Here is a 10,861-nt window from a genome sequence, read left to right as displayed (position 1 = left end):
TGACCGTGCTCTCCAGTGCGACTGGAGGCTGTTATGGGAGAGTTCTTGCGGATCTGCCGTCCTCCGGCGCCCGGGGCGCCTATGGTCGGGCCGCGTTTGTCAGACCCCCTCGGTACGGTCTGCGTATGAGAGCTAAGGGAACCTTCACGGTCACAGCGTTCGTCCCGACTGAGCTGAAGCCCGAGCCTGCCGTGTCCACTGGGCTGCCGGTAGGCGTCGCGACGATGGAGAAGCACTTCGAGGGAGAGGTCGTGGGGCGTTCCGCGACCCTGTTCACTGCCGCGTTCGACCAGTCGGCCGGCGTCGGCACGTATGTGGCCATGGAGTCATTCGAAGGCTCGCTGCAGGGACGGGAGGGGGCCTGCAACTTCGTGCACTCGGCGACGACATCCGGTAGCGACCGCACAGCGGAATTCTTCACCATCGTGCCTTCGAGCGGCACCGGCGAGCTGGAGGGGATATCCGGGGCCGGGGGGATAGCCGTTGATGCTGACGGCACGCACCGCATCTGGTTCGACTACCAACTCGGCTGAAATCGCTGGTCCCTTGCCGGCCGTCGGTGACGTTTGAACGATGGCCCGGAAATGATCATCCGCAGGGGGTTCCGCGGACGGGAACACGGCCTTCGTCTGACCGTCAGGCCGCGGGTGACGGCATCGGCTCGGTATGGTCCCCCTCGACCCGGTACGGGCGCAGCGGGCGGTCGGGCGGTCGGGCGGTGACCGGCGGTTGTGCTGGAACTCGTCGAGTGATCTCGGGTACTCCGGGCGGGCCTGTACCGCGGCGCCGCTGGCCCCTCGATCGAGGTGGAGGACGTGGCGACCCTCTTCACTGACAGCTGGGTGCGTCTATTCGGTGCTGACCATCAGGAGGTAACGGGTGCGACCTGCGGCGGGGCGCCCATGCAAGTGCGCCGGGTCGGTACCGTCGCGGGCGGCACCCGGACGCTGTACTCGCTGTGGTTCCCGGACTACACCAAGGGCAGCGTCGTGCTGTCGCTGGCCCACGACGGCACGGCTTCCAGGGCCTCGTTCTCGCTCGGAGACGCCGGCGACCGCACCTGTAGAGCGGGCTCCTGACCTGCCGGCCGGGGCGGGTTGGACGTGCTGCACCTCAAGTGGCCAGAGCGTGAGTGGTGGGCATCATGCCGTGTCGGCCCCGGGGGCGTTCCAGCGTGCCCTCGATGTTGACCCCGTGGGCCGCCATCTCACTAGCCGCTCATGGCACCAGCGCACGTCACGGACCTCGGCCTCTGCTGGAGCTCACGGGGCTCTGGCGCGCCAAGAGGTCACCGTGCAATGGGCTCGCACCGCCAACACCAACGAGTGATCAAGCAGCGAGTGTTGACGGCGGTGGCGGCCACGAAGGCGCCGGGCGCTGTGCGATCTACTGCGAGGCATCTGGTCTCCGGGGCCAACCGGCCGTGTTGAGGGGCAGGTTGCGAGCCGAGCGCAAGCGGTGTGAGCAGTCGTATGCCCCGGGAAAGAGCGCGTGCCATGCGCTAGGGGGCTGTGCCCGGTGACGGCCCTGCCTATTTCGTCGGCCGACTGCATATGGACACGCGTGCGGGGCAGAAGTAATTGCCAGAGTCCCCGGGCCCAGACCCCGCGCGGAGGCTCGTCCCCCACCAGCGAGCCGCGTTCTGTGCCCGGCGTCGGCTGCGGTGAAAGCAGCCACGGCGTATTACGCTGTCCGCCACACTGGTGGCGGCGGCAGTTCGCTGTGCATGTCGGCACACGCTGATGAGGCTGCCCCCATCAATGTTCTGGCGGCCCGTGCTCGGCCTGGGCGGCCCGCCTGGTGCCCTGGGTGTCGACGGTTACGGAATTGCTCGCCGTCACGGTCACAAGCCCCATGGGGACGGCGGCCGCGGGAGTTGAGAGACTCCCGTTATGGGATCTTGGGGAACCTTGGGGCCGGCGCTGTTGTCTCTGGCCGGTGTTGCACTCGGCGCTGGTGGGTCGATCTTTGGCCAGTACCTCGTTTCGCGAGCGAGCACCCGGCAGCTCGAAGTGCAGGAAACAGCCGCGCATCGCGCGGAGTTGAAGAACGCGGTCCTGAAGTTCCTCGGCATCGCGTCGCAGGTGGAAAAGGCATCTCTCGCAGGCCCGGTCAGTGATGGCATGGCAGACAATGTGGTGCTCGACCGACTCGTGGATGATCTGTGGCTTGCACAGGCGGAGATCGACCTGGCGGCCAGAAGCGAGCCCCTGCGAGGCTCTGCCTATCGTTATGCGTTCTGCCTGGTGCAGGCAGTCCGGGGCGAGATAACCAACTCCTCTGCGCTGCGCGGGCCGCAGGCGCAATTCATGGACGCTGCTTATGACGACATGTGGCCCGGCCACCGGCGGGCAACCGGGGATTCGGCCGCATTTCGGTGAGACGAATAGAGGGTTTCTTCCGCATATCTGGTGCTTCGATTGCTCTCTAGTTACTCACTCCGATGTGTTCTCTTCGGCTATGGGAGCACGGAGCCCGGGATCGAGAAACCGGGTCGTCGCGGCCTGCTCATCGTGTCTTCCTTCGTGGATACCCCTGCCTTTAGGCGGGGGAGGAATCGAAGCTCCCGCGTGGGCGGGGCAGGGTAAGCCGGTTCGCCCTCCGGGCAGATGACGCGGTCCGTCGGCTGGTCGGATACGTCCCGCGGCTTCTCGTGCGTCTTCGAGCCGCTGCTCCCAGGGGGCGCGGCAGCCGTGTGGTACACCCCCCGAAGTGCTGTGCCCCGAACGGGTTGATCGGGGCCGGTCGACGTCACTTCGCGTACGGGCTGGCGTTGAGCCGACCAAGGATCGCGACCAGCGCCAGAAAGACCAGCAGTTGATGGACGTCGCAGACCGGGTGACCGCCGTTTTGGTAAGGATGTACCGGCTTGCTCCGGAGTCGGTGCACCCCGACCAGCCGCTGCACCGGCTGCACATCGACTCCCTGGCCCTGGAGGAGCTGCGGCTGGTTCTCGAGGACGAACTGCACGTCGACCTGGACGATGTGCAGCTGACGTCGCGCAGCACCGTGCGCCAGCTGATGGACGCGGTGTGCGCCAAGGCGGCGGTGGCCTGATGGCGCAGCGCCACGGCTCCTGGGCCGCTGCGGTGACCGGTATCGGTCTGGTGACGGCGGCGGGACACAGCGCCAAGGAGACCTGGAGTGAAGTCACCACCGCCCGATCCCCCCGGGGCGTGCGCAGCCTGGCATCCCTGCGCGACCTGCCCTGTGACTTCATGTACACGGTGGACGGGCTCGACCTCGAGGAAAGACTCGGCCGGGCCACCTTGCTTCTGGACCGTTTCGCCCAGTTCGCCGTCATCGCGGCCCGCGAAGCCGTCGCCGACGCGGGGCTCGATCCCGAGACCTGGGACGGTGCCCGTGTCGCGGTCGTGGTGGGCACGGCGCACGGCGGCCTGCACTACTACGACGAGCAGCAGGCCGTTCTGAACGAGCGCGGGGCCCGCCGGGTCGCACCCAAGGTCGCGCCGCTGAGCATGCCCAACAATGCCACCGGCGGCATCTGCCAGGACCTCGGCGCACGCGGGCCGAGCCTGAAGGTCAGCACCGCCTGCGCCTCGGGCACCGACGCGATCGGCACCGCACTGGGCTGGCTGCGCGCCAACCGCTGCGACATCGCCGTGGCCGGCGGGGCAGAAGCCCTGCGCTCACCGATGATGTTCGCCAGCACCTGCCGGATGCGGGCGCTGTCCACCCGGGTGGACAACCCCGCCGCTGCCTGCCGGCCCTTCGATGCCGGGCGGGACGGCTTCGTCGTCGGCGAGGGCGCCGGACTGCTGGTCCTGGAACGCCCCGAGCACGCCCGGGCCCGCGGTGCCACCGTCCGCGCGCACCTGGCCGGGTACGGCTCCACCAGCGACGCGATGTCCCCGGTGGCCCCCGACGAGAGCGGACAGGGAATCGAGGCGGCCCTGCGGGCCGCACTGGCCGATGCCGAGGTCGCTGCCGGGGACATCGGCCACGTCAACGCCCACGGCACCTCCACGGTCATGAACGACCTCGTGGAAAGCGCGGCCCTGCACCGCGTCTTCGGCGACCGTCCGCTCGTCACGTCCACCAAGGCGATGACCGGACATGCCCTGGGCGCCACCGGCGGCATCGAAGCCGCCCTGACCGCTCTGGCGTTGGAGGAGCAGCTGGTGCCCCCGACAGTCAACCTGGAGGTGCAGGACCCGGACGTGCCGGTCGATGTGGTGGCCCGCACCGCCCGCCCCGCACGGCTTGCGTGCGCGGCAAGCTCGTCGCTCGGGTTCGGGGGCCACAACGCCGTACTCGTCCTCACCAGGGCCTGAGGCGGGGGAGAGGCGCATGCAATGCGTACGCACGTTGATCGTGGACGGCCTGTCCTGCAGCTATCGCCTGGTCTCTCCCACCGCCGCGCGGTCCGAACCGCTGATCGCGCTGGGCGGCGCCTTCCAGGGGATGTACGACTGGGTGCAGCTCGAAGACGCCCTGGCAGACGTGTCCTGCCTGCTCACCGCGGACCTGCCCGGCGCGGGCGACTCCGATGTGCCGCGCCCCGAGCACACCCTCACCCTGCTCGACGCGGCGCTGGACGCCATCGTCGATGACCTGCACGTACCGCGCGTCAACCTCTTCGGCTACTCCCACGGCGCGGTCCTGGCCTTCCGCTACGCCCAGCGCCGTCCCGGGCGCTGCGCCCGTCTCCTCTTGGGGGGTGTTCCCGCCCACCTCACCGATGCCTCCTTTGCCCGCTACCGCAAAGCCGGCGAACTGCTGGCGAACGGTGACACGGAGGGCTTCGTCGCGGCTGTCTCCGCGGAGATGTTCTGCCTGGACGACAGCCGCCGGGTCCACCGCCGCGATTTGGCTCTGCGCTCTTTCCGGCGCTCCCTGCTGCGGGTTGCCAGGCGGCCGCACGCCGAGTACATGCTGGCCCGCGCCCTGGGAACGCGCACTGCCCTCACCGGCGGGCTGGCGGGTGTGCCCACTCTGGTCTTCACCGGCGAGCACGACACCCTTACCCCGCCTGACCTGCAACGTGCGTTCGCCCAGACCATCGAGGGCAGCCGCTTCGTCACGATTCCCGACTGCGATCACATGCTGCTGATGGAACGGCCCGATGCGGTCGCCGGCTTGGCCAGGGCCTTCATCACCGACAGCCGGCTGCAGTTGGCTGATGGCGGGGCAGGGGCGGTCCTGAGGGACTGCTGGCCTCCGACGAGTGCGCCGGGAACGGACCGGGACGCGATCCCTGGTGGGGCCCTGGCCCGGTGACTGCCCGGGTCAGCCGGTCTTCTCCCTGCACGCGCGGCAATCGGCCCGGCCGCGATCTGGCGGCCTGCCCCCGGGGCGTGCGTGGCGGACCCGGGCACGGGGAGCCAGGGTTGGCGCGCAGCGCTCACATGTTCTTGGCCCCGGCCTTGATCGCCTCCCGGATACGCGTGTACGTACCGCAGCGGCAGATGTTGCGGATGCCGTCCAGGTCGTCGTCCGTGATCTCGCGGCCCTCCGCCCCGACCCTGCGCACCAGGGCGACCGCGGCCATGATCTGGCCGGGCTGGCAGTAGCCGCACTGCGCCACGTCCTGCTCCAGCCAGGCCTGCTGCATCGGATGCAGGGCGGCACCGACGGTGGCCGGGAGCCCTTCGATCGTGGTGACCTCGTCGCCCGGCCCCAGGTCCTTGACGGGGATGGCGCACGGGTTGGCGGCCTTGCCGTTGACGTGACTGGTGCAGGCCTTGCAGACGTTGATGCCGCAGCCGTACTTGGGGCCGGTGATGCCCAGCAGATCGCGCAGCACCCACAGCAGCCGCTCGTCGTCTGCCGCCTCGACCGTGACCTGCTCGCCGTTGACGCGGAATGTGTGCTCGGGCACGGGGCCTCTCCTTGGGGTGACCGGCAGCTCAGCGGACGTGGTCCAAGCCGTCGGTGGGGGACGCGGGGATGGGCGGAACGGTCGGTTTGGGGGTGAAGGAGAGCGTGCCGTGATTGATGGGGAAGGCGGTCGGCATCGTGCCCGTGGCCCTGCCGTAGGCGCAGGCGACCGCCGCCATCGACGCGGAGACCCCCAGTTCACCGGCGCCGCCCGGTTCCCCCGTGGTCGCCGGCATGACAATGATCTCCAGCTCGGGCGGGGTGTTCCACTGCCGGGTGTAGAAATAATTGTCCCAGCTCGCCTCCAAAAAGTAGCCGTCGCGCAGGTGCAGGCTGGAGGTGAGCGTCTGGGCGATCCCGTCCATCAGGCAGCCCGTCATCTGGGCCTCCAGGCCGCGCGGGTTGACGGCGAGACCGACGTCCACGGCCATGACGGCCTTGGTGACGCGTGGTCCGGCCACTGCGTCGCGGACGGGCCGGTTCACGGTCTCCGGCCGGCAGTCGATCTCCACCAGGACCGCGCTGACCGCGTGGTACTCGGAGTGGAAAGCGATGCCCTGCGCCATGCCCGCGGGCATGGCGCGGCCCCAGTTCCCGGCCTGTGCCACCGCATCGACGACGGCCCTGGAGCGGTCGTCCCTCAGGGCGTCACGGCGGAAGCGCAGCGGGTCCTTGCCCGTCTTGGCGGCGAGCCGGTCGACGACCAGCTCACGGGCGCAGGTGACGTCGGGCGAGTAGACGCCCCGCATGCTGCCGGTGTTGAAGCCCTTGTCGGTCTCCGCGAGCAGGCGGCTGTGGAGGCCGAAGTCGTAGGGCATGGACTGCGAGAGCTGGAAGAAGGTCTCGGAGAAGCCGATGTCGCCCACCGGGAGCTTCGCGGCCAGGGCGGTGAAGACCTCGCCGAGTCCATGACTGAGGTCGGTGGCGACGCTGGTGTGCCGCTGGCGGTAGCTGAGGACGGAGCCGCCCAGGTAGGTGGCTCTCACCCGGGAGGTGGCCATGGGGTGGGTACGTCCCTGGCGCGAGTCGTCGGCCCGGTGCCACATGAGCTTGACCGGCTTGCCGATCCGCTGCGAGATCTCGGCGGCCTCCAGGGCCGCGTCGAAGAAGAGCTTGCGGCCGAACGAGCCGCCGCTCTCGGTGACATGGACGGTGACCGCACCCGGCGGCAGCCCGAGCTTGGCCGCGAGGGCCTGCCGGGCCACGATCGGCGCCTTCAGGCCCGACCAGATCTCGGCGCGGTCGGACCGTACGTCGGCGATGGCGCAGTTGGTCTCCAGCGCGCTGTTGCTGCGGAAGTGGAAGGTGAAGGTCTCCTCCACCGACGGGGCCGGAGCGGGCAGCCCCAGGGAGAGTTCGGCGGCGCGCAGCTCCTTGAGCACCGACGCGTCCGACTTGCCCTCGGCGGTGCCGGCCTTCCACGTCACCCGCAGCGCCCGTACGGCATCGATGCACTGGCCGAACGTCCGGGCGCGTACCGCCACGCCGGTGGAGATTACGGCGACGTCGGTCACGCCGTGCATGGCGCGCACCTGGTCGAGATTGGTGACGGGCCCGGGCCTGCCGTTGAGGGTCGGCGGCCGGCACACCATGGTCGGCAGCGCATCCGGAACCTGGAGATCCATGGCGAACTTCTTGCGCCCGGTGACCGCGGCGAGTGCGTCGATGCGGTTGCGGGGCGTGCCGATGACGGTGAACTCGTCGCGTTCTTTGAGCTCCACCAGGACTTGGCGCGGTGTGGTGCTCGCCGCCTTCCCCGCGAGCTCGCCGATGCCGATGCTGCGGCCCGCGGTATCGGTGACGACGCCGGCCTTCAGGGTGAGGTCGGCGACCAGCGCGCCGAGTTCGATCGCCGCCGCCTCCAGCAGGCGGCCCCGCGCGGCGGCAGCCGCGACCCGCACCGGCGTGAAGGTGGAGATGGTGGTGTTCGATGCGCCGGTGAGCTGGTTGAACACGAGTTCCGGCCGGGCGTCGGCCAACGTGACCCGCACCCGGTCGAGCGGAACATCCAGCTCCTCCGCGATCAGCATCGCCGTCGACGTGGTGATGCCCTGGCCGACCTCGGCGCGCGGCAGATCGAACGACACGGTGCCGTCCGTGTGCACCACCACCTTGATCAGGTTCGCGGTGGGCCGGGCCGCCAGGGTCATCACGTCGTTCAGGTCGACGAGGTCGGTAACGTCCCCCGAGGGGATCCCGTCCGCCGCGGCCCCGGACGCGGTGCCCAGACCTGCGGCGGTCGCCAGGGTCGGCGCGGCCAGCACGTAGCCGAGGAACCGGCGCCGGCCGATGCCGCTCGCACCGGACGCGGCACCTGTCTTCTCCATACCTACGTACTCCTGCCTCTCGGGATCACCTTCGGGGCGTCAATGCCAGGCTCAGGAAGGGCGGTTGGCGTCCGGGAGCTCGATGCTGATCCTCTCGCCCTCGGAAAGGAAAACAAGCACGATCTTCCTGATGATCTCCTCGAGCGTCCAGGCCACGGCCGGAACCAGCGGCAGGGGGATCAGACCTTCACGAAACGCCACCAGAAGCGGCCACGCGGCCTCCACGGTCGCCTCCAGCGGCCTCGACTTCCGCAGCCCGATGTAGTCACCGATCTGCTCCCCGAGCGTGTACCGGGAGAACGCGGAGATCAGAGGACGCGTGGCGCCCGCGTCGAGCTCGGCGACGATGTCCAGCAGCACCTCGGTGAGCTTCTTGCCCTCGTCCGTCGGGCCGAGGACCGGGTCGAGGAGCTGTTTGGACTGGGCGTTGGCCGCAGCCCAGCTGGCCGGGATGAACTCGTCGCGCACGCCCAGCATGTGCGCGGTCACCTGCCACACATGCAGATACGCCTCGGACTCGGAGGCGCTGACGGGCACCTTCCACTCCAGGAGCTTGCGCATGACGAAGGTGGGCAGGCTGTGCCAGGTGACCATCACGTCCGCGAGGCTGATCGGAATCGTCTGGCCGCCGCTGGTGTCGGACCAGCCGGGCGACTGCGGCAGCAGGTACCGCACGGCGGCGTGCACCATCCGCGTCTTGACGGTGGTCACGATCATCTCGCCCGAGGGGCGGTAGGCGTCCAGGTCCCCGACGTCGTAGCCGAGTTTCGCCGTCTTGGAGATGCGGTCCTTCATGTCCGCACCGCCCTTGGAGTAGTAGACGGCGCGCGCCTCGCGGGGGATGGCGGTACTCATCAGACCGCTGCCCAGCCCGTACAGCGCACCGGCGTAGATGCCCTTCTTCGTGGTGAAACGGGCCGCGGCGTCGAGCTTGGACTGCACCGCCCAGGGCGGCAGTTCGCGCGCCTTGTCCATGAACGCCCGCACATCGCCCGGCATTCCCTCCGGCAGCGGCTGGTCGTTGCGCGTCCAGGTGCGCAGCAGTTCGTTGACCTTGGGGACATCACCGCGCTTGATGACGTCGGCGATCACGGGGTCGGCCTCGTCGTCCCAGACCCAGTGCGGATCGTTGCCCGTGCCCGAGCCGGCCACCGAGGCTCCCGGCGACCAGGTCCAGGGACTCTGCGCGCGGGCGGGCGAGGCGATGCCGAGCAGCCCGAGCGCGGTCATGGTGCCGCCCGCGAACAACATCTTGCGTCTGCTGAGTTCGTCCATATTCCTGAACTCCTTCTTGAGTTCCGCTGATGACATGGCGCATAGCGAGGGAAATGCCGAGGTGTTTCTCAACGCGTGCGGCCCCAACCGCCCGCTGGCCGCCGAGCCGGACGCCTTCGCGAGGCGGTAGCCCGGCGGCCCGGCAGTGCGTCAGCCGCGGTCGCCCCCGGTTCCCGGTGCCGACGCGTGCGCCGGCGTGGCGGCCCCGGGCGCAGCGCTCACCCTTGGCCGCCCGCACCGGGAGCAAGGCGGGCGGCGTGACGCGCTCGCCACAGCCGTCGGCGAGTTCGGTCGCCGGGGCGGCGAAGGCGGCCGCACCGCCCGGACAGCCGCTGCCGGGGCGTTCGCACAGGCGGGCAGGCAGGTCACAAGCGCTCGACCACGGTGGCGATGCCCATGCCGCCGCCGGCACAGAGACTGACGACGGCCCGGCGCGCGCAGCGACGTTCGAGTTCGTCCACGACGGCGTTGACGAGCATCGCTCCGGTGGCGCCGAGCGGATGCCCCATGGCGATCGCGCCGCCGTTCACGTTGATCTTGTCCCAGGACAGGCCGAGATCCTCGACGTAGCGCAGGACCACGGACGCGAAGGCCTCGTTGATCTCGAAGAGGTCGATGTCCGCCACCGTCAGGCCGGCGAGATCCAGTGCCTTCCGGGTGGCGGGGGCGGGACCGGTGAGCATGATCGTCGGATCCGCTCCGCTGAGCGCGGTGGAGACGATGCGCGCCCGAGGGGCCAGGCCCAGTTCGCCCCCGGCCTGTTCCGAGCCGATCAGGACGAGCGCGGCACCGTCGGCGATGGCGGAGGAGTTGCCGGGGGTGTGGACGTGCTCGATGCGCTCGACCCGGGGATACTTCTGCAGCACCATCGCGTCGAAGCCGCCGCGGGCACCGGTGCCCGCGAACGAGGGCGCCAGCCAGCCGAGCGTCGCCAACCTCGTGTCCGGGCGCGGGGGTTCGTCCTGCTCCAGCACGATGACCCCGCTACGGCCCCTGACCGGCACGACCGACTTGGCGAAGTACCCGCCGGACCAGGCGGCGGCCGCCCGGTTCTGCGAGCGCACGGCGAACGTGTCGACGTCCTCCCGGGTGAAGCCGCCGAGGGTTGCGATCAGATCGGCGCCGATGCCCTGCGGGACAACGCGCAGGTCGTAAGCGATTGCCGGGGCGTCGGCCATCGGGCAGCCGTCGCTTTCCATCGGGACCCGCGACATCGATTCGACGCCCCCCGCCAGCACCAGGTGCTCCCACCCCGAACGGATCGTCTGCGCGGCGAAGTTGACTGCTTCGAGCCCTGAGGCGCCCAGCCGATTGAGCTGGACTCCGGTCACGTGGTCGGGCAGTCCCGCGGCGAGGGCCGCGGCCTTGGCCAGGTCCATGCCTTGCTCGCCGACCGGCGTAGCCACACCGAGCACGAC

At 69.8% G+C, this 10,861-nt stretch carries 10 protein-coding genes; 6 read left to right on the top strand and 4 right to left on the bottom strand.

Annotation, left to right across the window (positions count from 1 at the left end; all coding sequences use genetic code 11):
* Positions 1-125 precede the first annotated feature (125 nt).
* The 6 genes from ACQKIP_RS28345 to ACQKIP_RS28320 all read left to right on the top strand — a co-directional run bounded on the left by ACQKIP_RS28345 (position 126) and on the right by ACQKIP_RS28320 (position 5,241).
* Positions 126-533 carry a DUF3224 domain-containing protein gene (locus ACQKIP_RS28345; RefSeq protein ID WP_365862109.1) on the top strand — a complete coding sequence of 136 codons (408 nt, stop codon included), beginning with the start codon at positions 126-128 and terminating at the stop codon, positions 531-533.
* Positions 534-908: 375 nt separating this feature from the next.
* Positions 909-1,079, top strand: a complete 171-nt coding sequence (locus ACQKIP_RS28340) for a hypothetical protein (protein ID WP_427744481.1) — start codon at positions 909-911, stop codon at positions 1,077-1,079.
* Between the two features lie 813 nt (positions 1,080-1,892).
* On the top strand, positions 1,893-2,381 hold the full coding sequence (locus tag ACQKIP_RS28335) for a hypothetical protein (RefSeq protein ID WP_365862106.1): 489 nt from the start codon (positions 1,893-1,895) through the stop codon (positions 2,379-2,381).
* Between the two features lie 478 nt (positions 2,382-2,859).
* Positions 2,860-3,057 (top strand): acyl carrier protein, encoded by a 198-nt coding sequence (locus ACQKIP_RS28330; protein WP_427744482.1) that lies wholly within the window; start codon positions 2,860-2,862, stop codon positions 3,055-3,057.
* Positions 3,057-4,295 (top strand): beta-ketoacyl-[acyl-carrier-protein] synthase family protein, encoded by a 1,239-nt coding sequence (locus tag ACQKIP_RS28325; RefSeq protein ID WP_365862104.1) that lies wholly within the window; start codon positions 3,057-3,059, stop codon positions 4,293-4,295. The genes ACQKIP_RS28330 and ACQKIP_RS28325 overlap by 1 nt, the downstream gene beginning before the upstream one ends.
* A gap of 16 nt (positions 4,296-4,311) precedes the next feature.
* Entirely contained in the window at positions 4,312-5,241 is a 930-nt protein-coding gene (locus ACQKIP_RS28320; RefSeq protein ID WP_365862103.1) for an alpha/beta fold hydrolase, read from the top strand.
* 124 nt (positions 5,242-5,365) lie between these two features.
* Here the strand turns inward: ACQKIP_RS28320 and ACQKIP_RS28315 are convergent, their stop codons facing one another.
* The 4 genes from ACQKIP_RS28315 to ACQKIP_RS28300 form a co-directional block, all read right to left on the bottom strand.
* The gene (locus tag ACQKIP_RS28315) at positions 5,366-5,842 is read right to left on the bottom strand and encodes a (2Fe-2S)-binding protein (protein WP_365862101.1); all 477 of its coding nucleotides are present in this window, start codon (positions 5,840-5,842) and stop codon (positions 5,366-5,368) included.
* Positions 5,843-5,870: 28 nt separating this feature from the next.
* Positions 5,871-8,168 (bottom strand): molybdopterin cofactor-binding domain-containing protein, encoded by a 2,298-nt coding sequence (locus tag ACQKIP_RS28310; RefSeq protein WP_365862099.1) that lies wholly within the window; start codon positions 8,166-8,168, stop codon positions 5,871-5,873.
* A 51-nt stretch (positions 8,169-8,219) separates the two neighbouring features.
* Complete coding sequence (locus ACQKIP_RS28305) at positions 8,220-9,443, bottom strand: oxygenase MpaB family protein (protein WP_365862097.1); 1,224 nt, start codon at positions 9,441-9,443, stop codon at positions 8,220-8,222.
* Between the two features lie 365 nt (positions 9,444-9,808).
* A partial coding sequence (locus ACQKIP_RS28300; RefSeq protein WP_427744479.1) for an acetyl-CoA C-acetyltransferase occupies positions 9,809-10,861 on the bottom strand: 1,053 nt, incomplete at its 5' end.

Origin of the sequence: Streptomyces sp. NPDC059900, assembly GCF_050270335.1 — a bacterium.
In the GTDB taxonomy this organism is placed as follows: Bacteria; Actinomycetota; Actinomycetes; order Streptomycetales; family Streptomycetaceae; genus Streptomyces.
This window is presented reverse-complemented; position numbering and strand designations above follow the sequence as displayed.

Coding starts and splice junctions, on each gene's coding strand:
- ACQKIP_RS28325 (WP_365862104.1), top strand. CDS start 3,057: ATGGCGCAGCGCCACGGCTCCTGGGCCGCTGCGGTGACCGGTATCGGT.
- ACQKIP_RS28330 (WP_427744482.1), top strand. CDS start 2,860: ATGTACCGGCTTGCTCCGGAGTCGGTGCACCCCGACCAGCCGCTGCAC.
- ACQKIP_RS28305 (WP_365862097.1), bottom strand. CDS start 9,443: ATGGACGAACTCAGCAGACGCAAGATGTTGTTCGCGGGCGGCACCATG.
- ACQKIP_RS28310 (WP_365862099.1), bottom strand. CDS start 8,168: ATGGAGAAGACAGGTGCCGCGTCCGGTGCGAGCGGCATCGGCCGGCGC.
- ACQKIP_RS28345 (WP_365862109.1), top strand. CDS start 126: ATGAGAGCTAAGGGAACCTTCACGGTCACAGCGTTCGTCCCGACTGAG.
- ACQKIP_RS28320 (WP_365862103.1), top strand. CDS start 4,312: ATGCAATGCGTACGCACGTTGATCGTGGACGGCCTGTCCTGCAGCTAT.
- ACQKIP_RS28335 (WP_365862106.1), top strand. CDS start 1,893: ATGGGATCTTGGGGAACCTTGGGGCCGGCGCTGTTGTCTCTGGCCGGT.